This window comes from Flavobacterium chungnamense, from assembly GCF_039539165.1.
GTDB classification, from domain to species: Bacteria; Bacteroidota; Bacteroidia; order Flavobacteriales; family Flavobacteriaceae; genus Flavobacterium; species Flavobacterium chungnamense.
The window spans coordinates 114,221-133,718 of sequence record NZ_BAABCS010000006.1; the positions used below are offsets into that span (position 1 = coordinate 114,221).

The 19,498-nt window shown below is 31.5% G+C and carries 20 protein-coding genes; 14 read left to right on the forward strand and 6 right to left on the reverse strand.

The window, feature by feature from the left end; translation table 11 throughout:
- Positions 1–20: 20 nt before the first annotated feature.
- Entirely contained in the window at positions 21–1,037 is a 1,017-nt protein-coding gene (locus tag ABD771_RS04615; RefSeq protein WP_345091273.1) for an STM3941 family protein, read from the forward strand.
- 91 nt (positions 1,038–1,128) lie between these two features.
- Here the strand turns inward: ABD771_RS04615 and ABD771_RS04620 are convergent, their stop codons facing one another.
- Entirely contained in the window at positions 1,129–1,740 is a 612-nt protein-coding gene (locus tag ABD771_RS04620; RefSeq protein WP_345091276.1) for an NUDIX hydrolase, read from the reverse strand.
- A gap of 7 nt (positions 1,741–1,747) precedes the next feature.
- On the opposite strand from ABD771_RS04620, the gene pyrE reads away from it, so the two are divergent.
- Positions 1,748–2,389, forward strand: a complete 642-nt coding sequence (gene pyrE / locus ABD771_RS04625; protein ID WP_345091279.1) for an orotate phosphoribosyltransferase — start codon at positions 1,748–1,750, stop codon at positions 2,387–2,389.
- Between the two features lie 127 nt (positions 2,390–2,516).
- A complete protein-coding gene (locus tag ABD771_RS04630; protein ID WP_345091284.1) occupies positions 2,517–2,909 on the forward strand; it encodes an SRPBCC family protein in 393 nt (130 codons plus the stop codon).
- A 95-nt stretch (positions 2,910–3,004) separates the two neighbouring features.
- Here ABD771_RS04630 and ABD771_RS04635 read toward each other — a convergent pair whose 3' ends face one another.
- Entirely contained in the window at positions 3,005–3,736 is a 732-nt protein-coding gene (locus tag ABD771_RS04635; RefSeq protein WP_345091286.1) for a biotin--[acetyl-CoA-carboxylase] ligase, read from the reverse strand.
- A gap of 93 nt (positions 3,737–3,829) precedes the next feature.
- On the opposite strand from ABD771_RS04635, the gene rsfS reads away from it, so the two are divergent.
- The 9 genes from rsfS (at position 3,830) to ABD771_RS04680 (ending at position 12,479) form a co-directional block, all read left to right on the forward strand.
- Positions 3,830–4,201, forward strand: coding sequence for a ribosome silencing factor (rsfS, locus tag ABD771_RS04640; RefSeq protein ID WP_298305835.1), 372 nt, complete (start codon positions 3,830–3,832; stop codon positions 4,199–4,201).
- Positions 4,202–4,215: 14 nt separating this feature from the next.
- Positions 4,216–6,144: an ATP-dependent zinc metalloprotease FtsH gene (ftsH, locus tag ABD771_RS04645; protein ID WP_345091291.1), complete on the forward strand. Its 1,929-nt coding sequence runs from the start codon at positions 4,216–4,218 to the stop codon at positions 6,142–6,144.
- Positions 6,145–6,257: 113 nt separating this feature from the next.
- Positions 6,258–6,857, forward strand: a complete 600-nt coding sequence (locus ABD771_RS04650) for an LUD domain-containing protein (protein ID WP_345091294.1) — start codon at positions 6,258–6,260, stop codon at positions 6,855–6,857.
- A gap of 1 nt (position 6,858) precedes the next feature.
- Positions 6,859–7,665 carry a phosphatidate cytidylyltransferase gene (locus ABD771_RS04655; RefSeq protein WP_345091296.1) on the forward strand — a complete coding sequence of 269 codons (807 nt, stop codon included), beginning with the start codon at positions 6,859–6,861 and terminating at the stop codon, positions 7,663–7,665.
- Positions 7,655–8,305 (forward strand): phosphatidylserine decarboxylase family protein, encoded by a 651-nt coding sequence (locus ABD771_RS04660; RefSeq protein ID WP_345091299.1) that lies wholly within the window; start codon positions 7,655–7,657, stop codon positions 8,303–8,305. Before ABD771_RS04655 ends, ABD771_RS04660 begins: the two co-directional genes overlap by 11 nt.
- On the forward strand, positions 8,306–8,575 hold the full coding sequence (locus ABD771_RS04665; protein WP_345091302.1) for an acyl-CoA-binding protein: 270 nt from the start codon (positions 8,306–8,308) through the stop codon (positions 8,573–8,575).
- A 3-nt stretch (positions 8,576–8,578) separates the two neighbouring features.
- Positions 8,579–9,349, forward strand: coding sequence for a superoxide dismutase (locus tag ABD771_RS04670; RefSeq protein WP_345091305.1), 771 nt, complete (start codon positions 8,579–8,581; stop codon positions 9,347–9,349).
- Positions 9,350–9,504: 155 nt separating this feature from the next.
- Positions 9,505–11,748 carry a M20/M25/M40 family metallo-hydrolase gene (locus tag ABD771_RS04675; protein ID WP_345091308.1) on the forward strand — a complete coding sequence of 748 codons (2,244 nt, stop codon included), beginning with the start codon at positions 9,505–9,507 and terminating at the stop codon, positions 11,746–11,748.
- 125 nt (positions 11,749–11,873) lie between these two features.
- Positions 11,874–12,479: an REP-associated tyrosine transposase gene (locus tag ABD771_RS04680; protein WP_345091311.1), complete on the forward strand. Its 606-nt coding sequence runs from the start codon at positions 11,874–11,876 to the stop codon at positions 12,477–12,479.
- A gap of 128 nt (positions 12,480–12,607) precedes the next feature.
- Here the strand turns inward: ABD771_RS04680 and ABD771_RS04685 are convergent, their stop codons facing one another.
- Together ABD771_RS04685 and ABD771_RS04690 are read right to left on the reverse strand one after the other, a co-directional pair.
- Complete coding sequence (locus ABD771_RS04685) at positions 12,608–13,003, reverse strand: tetratricopeptide repeat protein (RefSeq protein WP_345091314.1); 396 nt, start codon at positions 13,001–13,003, stop codon at positions 12,608–12,610.
- Between the two features lie 69 nt (positions 13,004–13,072).
- A complete protein-coding gene (locus ABD771_RS04690) occupies positions 13,073–15,703 on the reverse strand; it encodes a valine--tRNA ligase (protein ID WP_345091317.1) in 2,631 nt (876 codons plus the stop codon).
- 325 nt (positions 15,704–16,028) lie between these two features.
- Between ABD771_RS04690 and ABD771_RS04695 the strand changes: the two genes are divergently transcribed.
- On the forward strand, positions 16,029–16,463 hold the full coding sequence (locus ABD771_RS04695) for a DUF1573 domain-containing protein (protein ID WP_345091319.1): 435 nt from the start codon (positions 16,029–16,031) through the stop codon (positions 16,461–16,463).
- 33 nt (positions 16,464–16,496) lie between these two features.
- Here the strand turns inward: ABD771_RS04695 and ABD771_RS04700 are convergent, their stop codons facing one another.
- Positions 16,497–17,825, reverse strand: coding sequence for a PDZ domain-containing protein (locus ABD771_RS04700; protein WP_345091322.1), 1,329 nt, complete (start codon positions 17,823–17,825; stop codon positions 16,497–16,499).
- Between the two features lie 105 nt (positions 17,826–17,930).
- Between ABD771_RS04700 and ABD771_RS04705 the strand changes: the two genes are divergently transcribed.
- Complete coding sequence (locus tag ABD771_RS04705; protein WP_345091325.1) at positions 17,931–19,127, forward strand: pyridoxal phosphate-dependent aminotransferase; 1,197 nt, start codon at positions 17,931–17,933, stop codon at positions 19,125–19,127.
- Between the two features lie 70 nt (positions 19,128–19,197).
- Here the strand turns inward: ABD771_RS04705 and ABD771_RS04710 are convergent.
- A partial coding sequence (locus ABD771_RS04710) for a T9SS type B sorting domain-containing protein (protein ID WP_345091327.1) occupies positions 19,198–19,498 on the reverse strand: 301 nt, incomplete at its 5' end.

The window sequence follows — 19,498 nt, forward strand, 5'->3', positions numbered from 1 at the left end:
ACTACATCCATAAAAAAATAATGGCTGAAATAAAATTATACAAATCAAGCGGAAAAGGGTTTAAAATAATTGCTCTTTCATTGCCTTTTGTAATGATTGGTATTTGGGTGATTTTAAGAGAACAAAATGGAACTTTTGATTATTATATGGGTTGGTTCACTACATTGTTCTTTGGTTTAGGAGTTCTAATTGGAATATTTACATTCTTTGATAAAAGAGTACAAATAATTATTAATGAAAATGGAATCTTCGATAAAACATTAAAACAAGGTCAGATAGAATGGAAACATATCATTGAAGCTTATCCATTAGATATTTCTGACCAAAAATTCATTTCAATAATAGTAAACGAAGCTTTTGATAGTGAAACCAAACAATATAAATGGGTAGAAAAATTAAATGAAATAATTGGTGCACAGAAATTAAATTTAAATTTAAGCCAAATAAAAGTTGATGAAATAAAACTTTCAGAATTGATAAATAAATTAATTCATTCCGAAAAAAATGAAAGATCCAATCAAATTAGAATATTTTTATCAAATCAAAAATTAAATACAACATTTGAGTTTCATAATTATCTACTATATTTATTTATTCTAATCATTTTAATTGTTGCATCATTGATTAATTTCACTGCTTTTATGACAATTATTGTAATTATGGGATGTTCAGCTTTGATTGCAAAATGGTACAGCGGTACTAATAACAAATCTTTAATCTATAAATGGTCTAAAATCATTACTTTTTTGGGTTTTATGAATATGATTGTATTGTTATTTATATTTGAAATATATGATTTTACATCAAACAAAATAGGAATAAAAATCACCAATGAAATTGAAGTTCACAAAAGCAAATTTGGTAAATATCCAAATGAAATTAAGAGTATCATTGAGAAACAAGATTTTAACTTGCTACAAAGTTACATTGTAAATAAAATTGAATATAATTGTGATGGGCAAGAATATGTATTAGAGCTTGAATATTTAAATCACAACAAAAAAGAATTTGACAAAGAACTCAAAGAATGGTATTGATACTTTATTATGTGATAGATAGCATTAATTTTTAGATTAAGGAAAAGTTATTAAAAACTAGAAAATGATTTCCTTTTCTTCAATTGATACATCAGATTTTGATACTATTTTCATTTTCTTCCTCAAACAACAATTTGATATTTTCATACGAATTTTTCAATGCTTCTTGAACATCTTCGGGTTTTAACCAAACGGCTTTTTTAATTCCTTCTTCTTTTTGAGGTGTTAATTTGTCTTCAAAATCAGTAGTCATTTCAAACCAATGAGTAATTTTTAGTCTATACTCACCATTACGCTTAAAAACATGATACGTTTTTTGAAGTTTTTTAGTGATTTTCAAACCTTTAACACCAGTTTCTTCCTCAACTTCTCTTATCGAGCAATCCTCAATTTCTTCACCTTTATCGCAACCACCTTTTGGCAAATCCCATTTTCCGTTTCTAAAAATGAATAAAACGTCACCATTTTTGTTGTAAACCAATCCACCACCAGCTTTTTTTACAGGGATTTTTTCCTTTACTTTTTTCAGAATTTCCTTTTCGTCGGGATAATACAAATAAGCTTTATTAATCTTATTGTTGAACATCTTTACAATAAGCTGTTCAATGTCAACACTTTCAAGCAAGAATAATTGAAAGTCGGTTTCCTTTGCGACTTCATTTGTCAAAAAAAGTGGTTTATCGTTCACAAAAACTTTATACATTTGCAGTATGATTTTTAATAAAGAAACAGCCGAAAAAACAGCCGAATTGCTTTTACAAATAAATGCAATTAAATTGAATCCGTCAAATCCTTTTAAGTGGGCTTCGGGTTGGAACTCACCTATTTATTGTGATAATCGTCTAACGCTTTCATTTCCAGCGATTAGAAATTACATTCGCGATGAATTTTCTAAGCAAATTGAAGAAATTTATGGTAAACCAGATGTCATTGCAGGTGTTGCAACAGGAGCAATTGGCATTGGTATACTTGTTGCAGAAGAATTAGGACTGCCATTTGTGTACGTTAGACCAGAGCCAAAAAAGCATGGAAGACAAAATCAAGTAGAAGGTTTTTTACAAAAAGGTCAGAATGTTGTTGTAGTTGAAGATTTGATTTCGACAGGAAATAGTAGTTTGCTTGCCGTTGAAGCATTAAAAGAAGCCGGAGCAAATGTAAAAGGAATGTTAGCCATTTTCTCTTACGGATTTGATGTTGCAGAAGAAAACTTCAAAAATGCGAATGTAAATTTGAATACATTAAGCAATTACGAACATCTTTTGGAACTAGCTGTAGAAAAGCAATATATTACAGAAGAAGAACAAAAAACATTACAGGAATGGCGAAAAAGTCCATCAACTTGGAGTGTTTAAAAAAATAGAAGAAAGAAGAAAGAAGAAAGAAGAAAGAAGAAAGAAGAAAGAAGAAAGAAGAAAGAAGAAAGAACAAAGAGTATAGAAAATAGAGTTCTATGTTCTTTTCTCTAAAAAAATAAAAAATATGAACTTAGAAAGTCCAAAAGTTACTGTGGAAAAATCGGCTGAGTATTTATACACTCAATTGTCTGATGTGAAAAATTTTGAAAAATTAATGCCAGAGAACATTGCCAAATTTGAAGTTCTTGGTGATGATATTTTCAACTTTGGTTTGAAAGGTATGCCAGAAATCAAATTGAGATTGAAAGAAGGCGTTCCACATTCTAAAGTGAATCTTGCTGCGGCAAGTGATAAACTTCCTTTTACATTAGTGGCGAGTATTGATGCTATTACTGAAAATTCAAGTGAAGTAAAATTAGATTTTGAGGGCGATTTCAACCCAATGATGGCAATGATGATTAAAGGCCCGATTTCAAAATTCATTGAAACTTTGGCTGAAAATATGCATAAGTTGTAAAGAATAGATTCCTACGGAATAACAAAAGGCAGCAATACAAAACAGAAAAACCTCGTATCTAATTCGTTACGAGGTTTTTTTATGCATTTATAACTTTAAAATAACATTTGAATCTCTTTTACACCAAAAGTTTTTACAGAGTCGTCGTTAAGAAGTACTTCCAACCTACCTTCAAAATTTACACCTTGAATGATTCCCATAAATTGATTATTTTCATTGTCTGAAAAGGCAATGGGCGTGTTTAATTTGAAAAGATTTTTGTGATACTCATTCCACAGAAAATCATGTTGATTGGAAAGCAATAAACTGCATTGTTTTTTTATTTGAAAAAATAATTTTTCTAAAATCTCATTTAAATCAAATTCTTTCTCTTTTAGCAACGATAATGAAGACGCTTTTGGCAAATTATCAAAGTTGATTTGATTAACATTTAATCCGATTCCAATTATAGATTCGATCTTATTGTCAGATTTGAAGCTATTTTCAATTAAGATGCCACCAATTTTTTTGTTTTCTGCCATAATGTCGTTTGGCCATTTAATAGAAAGTTTTGGCAAGTTTAAAGGTTCTAAAGCTTTAATTACTGAGAGTGCAACAGCAACATTTAAATGAAATATTTCATCAATATCTTTCAATACTTCTTTAACCAAGATACTCATAATTAAGTTTTTACCACTTTCTGTTTCCCATGTAGCACCCATTTGACCTTTACCTTTTGTTTGATTCTTGGCAATTACAACAGTAAAGTTTTCTACGATTTGACTTCTTGACATTTCTTTCAAAAAATCGTTTGTAGATTCTATGGCATCGAGTTTGATTAAGTTCATGGGAATTATTTTTATAAAACAGAGTTTAAACTTATGTTAAGCATCAAAAATAATCACAAATTTTGATACCTTTGCAAATTATATAAAATTTAGATGGCAAAAAAAACAATTAGTACCGATGTTTTATTAACAAACATCATCAAAGGAATAGAAGAAGTAAAAGGAAATGATATTGAAATCCTTGATTTAAGAGAAATAGATACCGCTGTTTGCGATTATTTTGTTATTTGCAACGGTTCATCAAATACACAAGTTAACGCTATTGTTAACTCCGTTCAAAAAGTTGTATCCAAAGAAATAAAAGACAAACCTTGGCATGTTGAAGGAACAGACAATGCTGAATGGGTTTTAATGGATTATGTTAGTATTGTAGTTCACGTATTTCAAAAAGAAATTCGAGAATATTATAATATTGAAGGCCTTTGGGGAGATGCAAAAATTACTACTTTAGAAAATAAATACTAAAAGCACTATAAATAATGTCAGAGAACAAAAAGCCAAGCGGTTTAAAATTTAGTCCATGGTGGATTTCAGGAGGAGTTATTCTTATATTTGTTGTATTAAACATATTAGGAGGCTCAAGTCTTCAAGATCCTTCAAAAATTTCTTCATCAAAATTTGATGAACTCTTGAATAGTGGTCAGATTGAAAAAGTAATTATTTACAATAAAAATCAGGCAGAAGCTTATTTAACAGCTAAAGCCTTGAAATCTAAAGCTAATGAAAAGATAGCTAAAGATGTTTTTGGTAATCCGAATAAAGGACCACATTACATTTTTGATCCAGGAAATGATGAACTTTTTCAAAAGAAATTAGTTGATGCAAGAGCTCAGAAAAAAATCAAAGATTTCGATTTTCAAAGCAAAAGTGATTGGTCAGAATTCTTAGTTGGTTTATTGCCAATGATTATTCTTATTGGAGTTTGGTTATATTTCATGAGAAGAATGTCTGGCGGTGGTGCTGGAGGTGGCGGAGGTCAAATCTTCAACATTGGGAAATCTAGAGCTAAGCTTTTTGATGAAAAATCAGAAGTAAAAACAACTTTCAAAGACGTTGCCGGATTAGAAGGTGCAAAAGAGGAAGTTCAAGAAATTGTAGAATTTCTTAAAAATCCAGAAAAATATACTGTTTTAGGTGGTAAAATTCCAAAAGGAGCGCTTTTAGTTGGACCTCCAGGGACTGGAAAAACGTTGCTTGCTAAAGCCGTTGCTGGTGAAGCTAAAGTGCCTTTCTTCTCACTTTCAGGTTCAGATTTTGTTGAAATGTTTGTTGGTGTTGGTGCTTCTCGTGTAAGAGATTTATTCAAACAAGCTAAAGAAAAATCACCAGCCATCATTTTTATTGATGAGATTGATGCTGTTGGTCGTGCAAGAGGTAAAAATAACATGTCAGGCGGAAACGACGAGCGAGAAAATACCTTGAACCAATTACTTACCGAAATGGATGGTTTTGGAACAAACACTCACGTTATTGTTTTAGCTGCAACCAATAGAGCTGACGTTTTAGACAAAGCATTAATGCGTGCTGGGCGTTTTGACAGACAAATTTATGTGGATTTACCAGACATTAGAGAACGTAAAGAAATCTTCGAAGTGCATTTAGCACCTTTGAAAAAAGTAGAAGGTTTAGATACTGACTTTTTAGCAAAACAAACTCCAGGTTTCTCTGGAGCCGATATTGCAAATGTTTGTAACGAAGCGGCTTTAATTGCTGCTCGTAATAACAAATCAGCTGTTGACAAACAAGATTTCCTAGACGCAGTTGACAGAATTGTTGGCGGATTGGAAAAGAAAAACAAAATAGTTACACCTGCAGAAAAGAGAGCTATTGCAGTTCACGAAGCTGGTCACGCAACCGTAAGTTGGATGTTAGAACATGCTGCTCCACTTATTAAAGTTACTATTGTTCCTAGAGGTCAAAGTCTTGGTGCTGCTTGGTATTTACCAGAGGAAAGACTTATTGTACGTCCAGATCAAATGCTTGATGAAATGTGCGCTACTATGGGTGGTCGTGCTGCAGAAAAAGTAATTTTTGATACTATTTCGACAGGTGCTTTATCTGATTTAGAAAAAGTTACAAAACAAGCTCGTGCTATGGTAACTATTTATGGCCTGAATGAAAAATTAGGTAATATCACTTATTACGATTCTTCAGGACAAAGCGAATATAACTTTAGTAAGCCTTACTCAGAAGATACAGCTATCACTATTGATAAAGAAATTTCACTTCTTATTGAAGGTCAGTATCAAAGAGCGATTGAAATTCTTAAAGATAACAAGGATAAATTGTTACAACTTGCCGATATTTTGATTGAAAAAGAGGTGATTTTCAAAGATGATTTGGAAACTATTTTTGGCAAACGTCCTTATCAAATAGACAACGAAGAGAACACTGAATTTACTGCTTAAACAACAGTTAAATATAAAAATTTAAAAATCTTAATTCAAAAAATGCTTTTGAATTAAGATTTTTTTATCTTTGAAGGTTTTCAAATGATATTTAAAGAATTTTATACAGCAATATGAGTCTTTTCAGAAAAATATTTGGTTCTAGCAATGATGCTTCCGATGAGGAAAACCAAAGTGAATATAATACTCCCAAACCTTCAAATCTTCCAATTGACGATTTATTTACTTTCAATTTTAAGAAAAATGGCGGTAAGTTTATCTATTGTGAAAATTTAAACGAAGTAAGGGAACAGTTCGAAAATATACTTGAGGAAAATGATTGGTTTGAAAGTGAAGTATTATGTTTTGAACCAAAACTTTATAACCTGTTAGATGAAAATAAATTAAGTTATGCCAATCCAACAGAACCTAAATTCTTTTTTGCAAGTTGTGAAAATTTAATTGCAGATGAAGGTTCAGTGTTGTTTTCCTCAAATCAAATCAAACAAAAAAAACCAAACGAATTACCTGACAATATTGTAATACTTGCTACTACAAGTCAGATATTAGAATCTAAAAGTGACGGTTTAAGAGTTATTAAGAAAAAATACGATAAAGACTATCCTACCAATATTACTACCATAAAATATTTTGAGAAAGTACAAGAAGAAGATTTCTTGACCTATGGAAGTTGTGCCAAAAATCTTTACCTACTTCTTTTAGAAGATTTATAAAATGAATGAATCGTTAACGAGATTACTTTCGGGTGTAGTATATGTAACGCTTTTACTGTTTGCTACTTCCTACTCTGCAAATAGTTTCTTTATACTATTTGGCATTTTTATGCTTATTGCGATTTATGAGTTTTGCCAATTAATAAATTTGAATAAAATTTTACCTCTTTTAGTTGGTGGAACAGCATTTTATTTAGGAAGCCAATTTAGAACCAACAAAACCAATGATATTTTAATATTAATTGCAACGCTTTTTGTTTCCATAAAATGTTTGCTTTTACTTTTCAATACCAAGAAAGAAAAAATTGATACCCTTTCGAAATACATTTACCTTATTGGTTATATCATCATTCCATTCATCCTGATTACCAAAATACCTTTTGGTATTAAAGGATTTAATGCTGAAATCATAATCAGTATTTTTATTTTAATTTGGACAAATGATACTTTTGCATACATTGTAGGAAAATCGATTGGTAAACATAAATTATTAGAAAAAATTTCTCCTAAAAAAACCATTGAAGGTTTTGTAGGTGGGTTAGTTTTTAGTTTTATTGCAAGTATTTTAATTTCTAAATTTTACATTGGCGCATCTAATACTTACATTTGGGTAATAATTTCCTTAATTGTCAGTATTTTCGGTACATTAGGTGATTTAATTGAATCCAAATTCAAGCGTATTGCTGGCGTAAAAGACAGCGGAAAAATTATGCCTGGTCATGGTGGTATTTTAGATCGATTAGATAGTATTATATTTGTAGCTCCATTTGTATTTTTATTTTATCAAATTTTATATTATGTTTCATAAAGAAGGTGCCAAGATTATTCTTATTTCTACAACACTATTTGTAGTTTTACTATTAGTTTCTCCAATGGTTATATCAAATCCTTGGGTTTTAAAATCAGTACAAATACTTATGCTATTGCTTTTAGTAACTGTATTGCAATTTTTTAGAAATCCTAAAAGACCTTTAGAAGTAAATGATTACAATATAATTGCTCCAGTAGATGGAAAAGTTGTAGTAATTGAAGAAGTTTTTGAACCCGAATATTTTAAAGACCAACGTTTGCAAGTTTCTATTTTTATGTCGCCAATAAATGTGCACGTAACACGTTATGCTACAAGTGGAAAAGTGAGATATAGTAAATATCATCCAGGGAAGTTTCTAGTTGCTTGGCATCCAAAAGCAAGTACAGAAAACGAAAGAACAACAGTTGTAATTGAAAATAGAATTTTTGGAGAAATCATGTACAGACAAATTGCAGGTGCTTTGGCAAAAAGAATTGTAAATTATGCTGAAGAAGGAATGCAAGTTAGACAAGGTGAAGATGCAGGATTCATAAAATTTGGTTCAAGAGTTGATATTTATTTACCAATTGGAACCAATGTAAACGTAAAAATTGGACAAAAAGCAGTAGGAAATCAAACTATAGTTGCTAGCAAATAAATGCAAGAAGATTTAGAAAAACGCTTCGAAAATGCCGTAACATTGGCAAATACAATAACTCAAGCCGAACTACCACAAGATGTTCAGTTACGGTTGTATGCGTTGTATAAACAATCAACGCACGGAACAATAACAAGTAGAGTTTATCCAGTTTACGATTTGAGAAATGCTTTTAAAATGAATGCTTGGATGCAAATAAGTCATCTTACACAAGAAGAATGTAAAGAATTATACATTGAAGCCATCACTGATTTAGTAAAAAAGAAATAACCAATGAAAAAAGTAATTTTAATTGTATTAAGTTCGATTTTTTTCCTTTCAATTGGTTCCTGCAAAAGAAAAAAATATACCGAAGTAGTTGAAGTGCCTCTTCCTTCTAAAGAAGAAAAAATGACTATTGGTTTACCAGAAGACGTTAAAGCTGATGCTGGTGCCTTTGAATTATTGAAACTTCCCTATAACTATGATGCTTTAGCTCCAAATATTGATGCTATGACCATGGAACTGCATTATTCTAAACATTATTTAACGTATACCAACAACTTAAATAAAGCTTTGGCTGGAAACGAGTTAGAAAGCCTTCCAATCGAAGATATTTTCAAAAAATTGGATTTAAATAATGCCGATTTACGAAACAATTTAGGTGGTTACTACAATCATACTTTGTATTTTGACATTATGGCACCAAAAGCTGGCGGAAAACCTTCCGATACTTTGGCAAGCGCTATTGATAAAGATTTTGGTTCATTTGATAATTTTAAAATCCAGTTTGAAGATGCTGCTATTAAACAATTTGGTTCAGGTTGGGCTTGGTTGATAGTTGATAAAGCAGGAAAATTACAAGTTACAAGTACGCCAAATCAAGACAATCCGTTAATGCCAAGAGCTCTTGTTGCAGGAACTCCAATCTTAGCTATAGACGTTTGGGAACATGCCTACTATTTGAATTATCAAAACAAAAGAAAGAAATACATTGAAGCCTTTTTTAATGTCATCAATTGGAAAAAAGTTGGTGAAAAATATGAAGAAGCCATTAAAAAATAAATTAAAATCCCAAGCCAATAACTTGGGATTTTTTGTGTTTTGAATTCACTTAATCAAGTGTTAAATAAACCTATATTTTATTGTAAACCACTAGAGTAAAAAAATCAATTTTATTATCTTTGCTCGCATTTAAAAAATACTTTATTAAATTATATATGTATCCTAATATTTCAAAACTAAATTCTTTTGCTAAGTTCTTTTTTATACTTCTTTCTTTGAACGCAGTTGGACAAGAGAAAAATCTTAAAAACATTCAGAAACTTACCAATGGTGGTGACAATGCAGAAGCGTATTTTAGTCCAAACAGTTCACTTTTGACTTTACAAGTTTCTAATCCGAAAGCTAATATTCTTTGCGATCAGATTTATATGTATGATTTGCAAAGCAAAAGTTATTCTTCAGAAAATTTGAAACTAATTTCTACTGGAAAAGGAAGAACTACTTGTTCCTATTTTATGCCAGATGGAAAGCACATTATCTATGCTTCTACACATGCTTCAAGTGAAGCTTGTCCAGCGCCACCAAAACCAAGAGAAGGAAAATACCTTTGGGCAGTTTACCCAGAATTTGATATTTATATTGCCGATTTGAATGGTAACATTGTAAAACAATTAACTAACACTCCAGGTTATGACGCAGAAGCTGTAGTTTCTCCAGATGGAAAGAAAATTGCCTTCACTTCTACTCGCTCTGGTGATTTGGAATTGTGGACAATGGACATCGACGGAAGCAATTTGAAACAAGTTACTAATGGTTTAGGATATGATGGTGGAAGTTTCTTTTCGCACGATAGTAAAAAATTAGTTTTCCGCTCGTCGCGACCTAAAACTGAAAAAGACATTAAAGAATACAAAGATTTATTAGCAGAAAATGTTGTAGCTCCAACAGAAATGGAAATCTACACTTGTAATGTTGATGGAACTGATGTTAAACAAGTAACTCATTTAGGAAAAGCCAATTGGGCTCCATTTTTTAGTCCAAATGATAAAAAAATTATCTTTTCATCCAATCATCATTCAACTCGTGGCTACGATTTTCAGTTGTACATGATTGATGTAGATGGAAGTAATTTGAAACAAATAACATGGGAAAGTGAATTTAATGCTTTTCCAATGTTTTCACCAGACGGAAAGAAATTAGTTTGGTCAAGTAATCGTCAACAAACTGCAGCTCGTGAAACCAATGTTTTTATTGCAGATTGGGTTGACAGTGACGAAACTGAAAATGTAAAACCAGAACTTCTAAACAAGCATATTTCTTATTTAGCTTCTGATGAGTTGAAAGGTCGTTTAACAGGTTCTGTTGGCGAGCAAAAAGCTGCTGATTATATTTCGGCACAATTCAAAGCTTTAGGTTTAAAACCATATTCTGGAAAAACGTATTTACAAAAATTCGATTACAAAGTTCGATTGAGTCCAAACGATTCTATTACTGATAAAAGCGAAACTAATAATGGTAGAAACGTTATTGCTTATTTAGACAATAAAGCAGCTAAAACTATCGTAATTGGCGCGCATTATGACCATTTGGGATTGAATGAACACAACAATTCAACCAAACCAAATTCTAAAGGAGAAATTCACAATGGCGCTGATGATAATGCTTCTGGAGTTTCTGGGGTTTTAGAATTGGCTCGTATGTTGACCAAAAATAAAACTACAGAAAAAGCGAACTATATATTTGCTTTATTTTCTGGCGAAGAAGATGGTTTAATTGGTTCTAAACACATGGCGGAAACATTGAAAACATTGTATCCAAACGTGGTTGCTATGATTAATATGGACATGATTGGACGTTTGAGCGACAAAAAAGAGATGATTGTTGGTGGTGTTGGAACTTCTCCAGAATTCAAAAAATTGGTAGAGAAAAACAAACCAGCTGGTTTTAATGTAACTACAGAAGACAGTGGTATTGGGCCAACCGATCATACTTCGTTTTATTTGAAAGATATTTCGGTTTTAAATTTCTTTACAGGAACGCATGGCGATTACCACAAACCAAGTGATGATACTGATAAAATTAATTTCACTGGTGTAAAAAACATTGTAGAGTTTGTTTTTAGAATGGCTAATGATGTAGCTGATTTAGATAAACTAGAATTTACTAAAACAAAAGCAAATGCAGGTAAAACAAGACCAAAATACAAAGTAACGATGGGAATTATGCCTGATTACTCAGAGCATCCTGATGGTTTACATGTTGATGGCGTAACAGAAAACCGACCTGCACAAGTTGCTGGAATTAAAGAAGGTGATGTTATTACAAAAATTGGAACAACAACAATCAAAGACGTTTATAACTATATGGAAGCTTTAGGCAAAATCAACCCAGGTGACGAACTAGAAGTTACTTATGTAAGAGATGGCGAAACTAAAGTTACCAAAGTGAAATTTGAATAAACCCTACTTATTATGTAAATGGTTTTACTTTAAATGTAATTTATAAATAGTTCCTATAAAAGGCTCCGCAAATGTCTCCTGACTTTGCGGAATTTTTTTTTTATATTTGATTAAACATAAATTCTATGAAAGAAGGATACGTAATTAGAGAACAAACTTTACCTCACTTTTTGACAGCTACTGTTGTTGATTGGGTTGATGTTTTTTCTAGACAAAATTATCGTGATTCTATTATTGAATGTTTAGATTATTGTATTAAAAATAAAGGAATGATATTATTTAGTTATGTGATTATGAGTAATCATATTCACATGATAATTCAATCAGAAGATGGAAAATTATCCGATTTGATTAGAGATTTTAAAAAGTATACTGCAAAAACAATATTACATAAAATTCAAGTAGAACCAGAAAGTCGCAGAAATTGGATGTTAGAAAGATTCAAATTAGCCACAGAAACACATTCAAGAAACAAGAATTATCAATTTTGGCAACTTGGAAATCATGCAGAAGAAATATATTCAGAAAAATTTATGTGGTCAAAAATTGATTACATCCATTTTAATCCTGTTCGTGCAGGATTAGTTTTGAAGCCACAAGATTATATTTATTCAAGTGCCTCAAATTATGTGGAAAGTAAAGGAATTATTGATGTTGAAGTTGTTCAAGTTCCTGTTGTAGATGTTTTAAATTCAAGTTCGTTTGTAAAATATATTAGCTATGAAAAATGATATAAATATAGCGCAAAGTCAAGAGACATTTGCGCAGCGTAGTGCTTGAGAGAACTCTTTGCATAGCTTGGGACATTTGCGCAGTGTAGTGATAGAGAGAACTCTTTGCGTAGCTTGGGGTTTTTCACTTAATTACAGTACTCTTTTATTTGCTCATTGACCTCAACTAACCCTAATTCTTTTGCTTTTTTTAAATCTAAACATCCTTCTTTGTTACCTAAAGCTAGTTTTATTATTCCTCTCTTATAATATGCCATTCTGTCGTCAGGATATATTTCAATATTTTTGCTATAATCCTCTATTGCTCCTTTATAATCTTGAATACCTAATTTTGCTTCAGCTCTATTATAATAAGAGAAGGCATAGGTTGGGTCTAATTCTATGACCTTATTATAGTCTAATATTGCTCCTTCGAAGTTTTTTAACTCCTTCTTCCTATTAGCACTATGATAATAATCATTTATAGTTTGACCGAAAGATAATGAGGTAAAAAATATTAAAATTAAAAAAAGTAATTGTTTCATAGAATTTGTTTTAATTAAAATCAAATATATTAAAAATAAGCTAAATTCAAGTTATAATGCAACTTTTTGTTATTTTAAACCAGCAATACTTTGTTCTATTGTGGCTATTTTGGCTAAAGCATCGGCTTCTTTTTTGCGTTCCATTTCTAATACTTTTTCTGGTGCGCCGTTTACAAACTTCTCGTTAGATAACTTAGCTTGTACCGATTTTAAGAATCCTTTGGTGTAGTTTAACTCTTCGGTTAATTTAGCTACTTCGGCTTCAATATCAATATTTCCAGTAATTGGAATGAAGTATTCGTTAGAATTTACTCTGTAAGACAAGGCACCATCTACTTTATCAGTAACGTATTCTAAAGCGACGATATTTCCTAATTTCATGATTACAGCATCAAAATAAGTCGAGGCATTTTCGTTATTCACTACTTTCAAATCGATAGCATCTTTAAACGGAATGTTCTTATCTTTTCTAATGGTTCTAATTCCTGAAATTACTTCCATAGCGAAATCGAAATCTGCTATTAGTTTTTCATCATACGCTTTTGCTCTTGGCCATTCTGAAACAATTAATGCTTGTTCTGGAGTTCTATCAGCAATATGTTGCCAAATTTCCTCGGTTAAAAACGGCATGAATGGATGCAATAACTTCAAATTGTTTTCCAACATTTCTATTGCTTTGTCAAATGTTGTTTTGTCAATTGGCTGTTGGTAAGCTGGTTTTATCATTTCTAAAAACCACGAACAGAAATCGTCCCAAACCAATTTGTAAATACCCATCAAAGCATCAGAAATTCTGTATTTATCAAAGTTTTCTTCGATTTCAGTTAAGGTTCTTTGCAACTTAGTTTCATACCATTCGATAGCTACTTTAGAAGATTCTGGTTGCGGAATTGCATCCGAAACTTCCCAACCTTTTATCAATTTGAAAGCATTCCAAATTTTGTTAGAAAATGCTTTTCCTTGGTTGCACAATTCTTCGTCGAACATGATGTCATTTCCTGCAGAAGCACTTAAAAGCAAACCAACACGAACACCATCGGCACCAAATTTCTCGATTAACTCTAATGGTTCAGGTGAATTTCCAAGAGATTTTGACATCTTACGACGTTGTTTGTCGCGAACCAATCCAGTTAAATATACATTAGTAAACGGTTTTTCGCCAGCATATTCATAACCGGCAATAATCATTCTCGCAACCCAGAAAAATAAAATATCTGGACCAGTTACTAAATCGTTAGTTGGATAATAGTATTTGTAATCTTCATTTTCTGGATCAAGAATTCCACCAAAAACTGCCATTGGCCACAACCATGAAGAAAACCAAGTATCAAGCGCATCAGCATCTTGTTTTAAGTCGTTTATGGTTAATTGTTTATTGTTTGTAGCTTCTTGCGCCAAAACTAAAGCTTCATCTATATTTTTAGCTACTACGAAGTCTTCTTTTCCGTCTCCATAGAAATAAGCTGGAATTTGTTGACCCCACCAAAGTTGACGAGAAATATTCCAATCGCGAATGTTTTCTAACCAATGTTTGTAGGTATTATTGAAACGTGATGGATATAATTTTACTTCTTCGGTTTCCAAAACAGCTTTAATGGCAGGTTTTACTAACTCTTCCATGCTTAAAAACCATTGGTCTGACAAACGTGGTTCGATTACAGCTTTGGTTCTTTCTGAAGTTCCTACTTTATTTAAATGTGTTTCGGTTTTAGCTAAAGCACCAATTGTTTCAAGCTCTTTTGCAATTTCTTCACGAACTACAAAACGATCTTTTCCTTGATAATGCAATCCGAATGAATTTAGAGAAGCATCGTCATTAAAAATATCAATGATTTCTAAATTGTGCTTTTCACCTAAGGTCTTATCATTCATATCGTGAGCTGGAGTCACTTTTAAACATCCAGTTCCGAATTCAACATCTACATATTCGTCTTCAATAATAGGAATAACTCTTCCAGAAATTGGGACAATAGCCTTTTTACCTTTCAAATGTGTGAAACGTTCGTCATTTGGATTGATACAAATAGCGGTATCTCCAAAAATAGTTTCAGGTCGCGTTGTAGCAACGGTCAAAAAATCTTCTGAACCTTCAATTTTGTATTTTAAGAAGTATAATTTTCCTTGACGCTCTTCAAAGATTACTTCTTCGTCTGACAAAGTCGTTTTTGCTTCCGGATCCCAATTTACCATTCGGTAACCACGATAAATCAATCCTTTGTTGTATAAATCTACAAAAGAATGAATTACTGAAGCAGACATATCATCGTCCATAGTGAATTTGGTTCTGCTCCAATCGCAAGAGCAACCTAATTGTTTTAGTTGTTCTAGAATAGTTCCGCCATATTTATTGGTCCAATCCCAAGCGTGTTTTAGGAATTCTTCACGCGTTAAATCGTTTTTGTTGATTCCTTCGCTTTTTAGTTTGGCAACAACTTTTGCCTCTGTTGCAATCGAAGCATGGTCGGTTCCTGGAACCCAACAAGCATTGAATCCTTTAAGACGAGCACGACGAATCAATACATCTTGAATGGTATTGTTCAGCATGTGCCCCATATGCAAAACTCCAGTCACGTTTGGTGGTGGAATAACAATGGTGTAAGGTGTTCTATGGTCTGGTTTGGATGTGAAATAGTCGTTTTTCATCCAATAGTCATACCATTTAATTTCTACTTCTTTGGCGTTGAATTGTGCAGGAATCATATAATTTAAGATTTCAGATTTTAGATTTCAGATTTATACTGAAAGTGTTTTATAAAATTAACAAAAGTACATTACCAAAACTTTTTAGCCCTGATTGAAGAAGTTACCATGTAACTCGCAAAGCAGGAAAATGGATTGCTGATAAATCCCTAGCGACCTGTCTGCCGACAGGCAGGTTCGCTCCTTAAAAACTTTGGTATGTTTTTTGTAATTATTACTGCAAAAGTAAGTAATAAGTACTTTTATAAAAAATTAAGAATTAAAATTTTGCTTATAAATTTAAAGTCGTAATTTTACTAATCCAATGAAACCAAAAATTAACGCAATGAAAAAAATAATACTTATCGCTTTTGTCTTACTAAATAGTATAGCATTTGCTCAAATTGGACCAAAAATTGTATTTAAAGACAAAGACAATACTATTGACTACGGAACTGTTACAAAAGATACAGACGATGGTTTGAGAAAGTTTGAATTCACTAACACAGGTGATGCTCCTTTGGTGATTACTAATGCCAAATCTACTTGTGGTTGTACAGTTGCTGATTTTCCAAAAACACCTATTCAGCCTGGTAAAACTGGTGTGATTGAAGTGAAATATAACATGAATCCTGGACCAATAAGAAAAACTATTACGGTTGAAACTAATGCTGTAAATGTTGAAAGTGGTATGATAGCTTTAAAAATAAAAGGTGAAGTGATTGTTAAGAAAGAAGTCAATCCGCTAGAGAAAAAGCAAAGTTTGATGGAAAAATCATAAATTTTAGACGTTCGCAAATTGCGGACGTTTTTTTTATAATATATTTTTCAATTGGAATTTGAATTTCATGATTTTACCTTTTCTATCAATTTCAAATTCAATGGATTTACCTTCTTCAGATTTAAGAAGTTCGTTTATTTTTTCTAAAGTAAAATTATATCCATTTTGATTGTTAATTTTTAGAATAAGATCTTCTTTTTGAAGTCCTGCAATTGCAGCAGGCGAATCTTTTCTAACGTTTGCTATAACGTAAACTGGTTTTAACTCAAACTTGTACTTAAGATTATTAACTACTTTATTTCCGTAGGCATCAAAAAGATTATTACTTACAACTGGGTTGTTCTCATAACTTTCAGTAATCCATTGTAGACCTTGATGTTGTATTTCAACTCCTGACATGTTGAAACTAAAAGGTTCTGAGAAATTACTATTTTTCTTAAGGTAAACTACATTATTATTGTAATCGTAAATTGCAGAAAACCTTCTCATAACTTCTGAACCTACAGAACCCAATCTACCTTCAATTTTGTCAATATCTGAAGTTGCAATAGTATCCGGAAAAGCTACAATTGGATATTTAAAACTATAATTTCCGATAGTAATTGAAGGAACTCTTCCTCGTTTACCAAAAACATCACCACTAAAACCTCTTCCTAAAAAATCATCAATTTGTTTTTTTGGCATTTCAATACCTTCGTCTTTTTGTTTAAAAAACCAAAAGGCATCTGTATTTCCTGTATCAATTAAAAGTTTCGCTTTAAGAGGTTGTTTTTCTGTATTGAAAAAGGCATTAACATTCAAATATGGCTTTCCGTGAATTAATTCTATGGGGAAACTTGAATAATTTTTAATTGCTGATATTAATTGTTTTTCATTGTTATAAATAATGATACGTTTGGAAATGTAGTCCACTTTGACACATTTATTTTTGAAGAGCTTATTCCCAATAATACCATTAACTGGAACACCTACTTGAGAGGAAATGTTAATATTTTGATCTAAAACTAAATATAAACAATGACTAGTATCGGTGAAGTTTTTGATTTCTAATTTATTATTATCAGATTTATACGCGTCAAATGCCTCGTTATTTCCAAATCCTTTAATTCGCACTTTTTCTATTTTTGAAAAACTTACATCATCAGACTCATCAACACTAAATAAGATTGTTTCTTCAACTCCAGTATCTACCATAAAGTTTAAGGATACACCATTAACTTGTATTGGAATAATTATTAAATTATTTATAAACTGGAATGGGATTGAAATCTTTTTCTTGTTAGTCTCAAACTCAAAACCATTTTGTGACCAACAATTGGAAGTAAATAAAAAAATGAGAAAGGCGATTATCTTATACTTCATCAAAAAAATATTTTCATAAATTTAATAAAATATTGTTGTTGAAAAATCATTTTTAACAATAAATACAATAAAAAATTGCAAATTTGCACAACTAAATTTTCAATCATGCCAAAAGTTTCAAACAAAGGAAAACAAATGCCCGAATCGCCAATAAGAAAATTGGTGCCTTATGCAGATATTGCAAAGAAGAAAGGGAACAAAGTATATCATTTAAACATTGGTCAACCCGATATTAAAACTCCAGAAGTTGCACTTAATGCTGTAAAAAATGCAGATATTAAAGTTTTAGAATACAGCCATTCTGCAGGTTTTGAAAGTTACAGAACCAAACTATCGCAATATTATAAATCTCATGGATTGCCAATTGACGTTCAAGACATCATCATTACTACTGGTGGTTCAGAAGCGTTATTATTTGCCATGGGAAGCACAATGGATGTTGATGATGAAATTATCATTCCTGAACCTTTTTATGCAAACTACAATGGGTTTTCGACAGCATCAGGAGTAAAAGTGGTTCCAGTTATTTCAACAATTGATGATGGGTTTGCCTTACCTCCTATTACGGCTTTTGAGAAATTAATTACATCAAAAACAAAAGCAATACTTATTTGTAATCCAGGCAACCCAACAGGTTATTTATATTCTAAAGAAGAAATCCAACAATTAGCAGAAATTGTAAAAAAACACGATTTGTTTTTAATTGCTGACGAAGTTTATCGTGAGTTTATCTATGATGAAAATGATAAGCACTATTCTGTTATGAATGTTCCTGGAATTAAAGAAAATGCTATTATGATTGATTCTGTTTCAAAACGTTATAGTATGTGTGGAGCAAGAATTGGTTGCATTGTTTCAAAAAATAAAGAATTGATGGCTACTGCTATGAAGTTTGCGCAAGCTCGTTTGAGTCCTCCAACGTTTGCTCAAATTGCAAGTGAAGCTGCATTAGAAACTCCGCAAAGTTATTTTACAGAAGTAATTGAAGAGTATAAAGAAAGAAGAGATACACTTGTTTCTGAATTAAATAAAATTGAAGGTGTAAAAGTGGCTACTCCAAAAGGTGCTTTCTATTGTATTGCTCAATTACCAGTTAAAAATGCGGATGATTTTGCACAATGGTTGTTAGAATCTTACGACAACAATGGAGAAACTGTTATGATTGCTCCTGCTGCCGGATTTTACTCAACTCCAAATGTAGGTCTAAATGAAGTAAGAATCGCTTATGTTTTAAAGAAAGAAGACTTAGTTCGTTCTGTACAAATTTTAAAAGATGCATTAAGAGTTTACAACGCTAAATAATTTATCATAATATTATAAAAAAAATACTCCTCAATATCGAGGAGTATTTTTTTTGCTTATATATACATATTTATCGTTTCAGAGCAAAATGCGCTTTAAATTCTTTCATCACATTAGCTTCAGGATATTTCACTGTAAACCAATAATCTGTTGATGGCATTAGGTTTCCGTTGTAAGTACCGTCCCATCCTTTGCTTGCTGGACTGATTTGCTTAATAAGTTTACCAAATCTATCAAAGATATTAATTTGTAAACTTGGATAATCTTCCAAACCAACAATATTCCAATAGTCGTTAATTCCGTCCCCATTTGGTGTAAAATAGTGAGGGTAGTCGATGATTTGTACACCTGTTAATTGGAATGGATCACAG